Consider the following 527-nt stretch of genomic DNA (forward strand, 5'->3'; position numbering starts at 1 on the left):
GGGGTCGCCGAGGACCGGGGGCTGGCCGTTGCCGCCTTCTCCACCGGTGGGAGCTTGGCCGACACCCCCGGCGCCGGACGCCCCGCCGCCGGCACCCGCGGGGTTTGACCCCAACGTGCCGCCGCCTCCAGGCCCGGACGCCCCGCCGCCTCCGCCGGTCCGGGCGTACAGCGTGAACTGGGACGCCATCGCGCAGTGCGAGTCGGGCGGCAACTGGTCGATCAGCACCGGTAACGGCTTCTCCGGTGGCCTGCAGTTCACCCCGAGCACCTGGCGCGCCAACGGCGGCAACGGTTCGCCCCAGAACGCGAGCCGTGAGGAGCAGATCCGGGTAGCGGAGAACGTGCTGCACTCCCAGGGCATCGGCGCCTGGCCGGTGTGCGGCCGTCGCGGCTGACCTCCCCAACGCAGTACTAAGTAGTGACAAGTAGTGGGGGGGCCCCCGCCCCGCCCCCCCGGGGCGGGGGGGGGGGGGGGGGGGCCGGCCCCCCCCCCCCCCCCCCCACTACTACGGGTGGTAGGGTGGA

The 527-nt window shown here is 75.5% G+C and carries 1 protein-coding gene; it reads left to right on the forward strand.

Annotated elements, in window-relative coordinates:
• On the forward strand, positions 1 to 397 hold a 397-nt coding region (locus A9X04_RS10490), incomplete at its 5' end, for a transglycosylase family protein (RefSeq protein WP_369828941.1).
• Positions 398 to 527 lie beyond the last annotated feature (130 nt).

The organism is Mycobacterium sp. E3247 (assembly GCF_001667785.1).
GTDB lineage: Bacteria > Actinomycetota > Actinomycetes > Mycobacteriales > Mycobacteriaceae > Mycobacterium.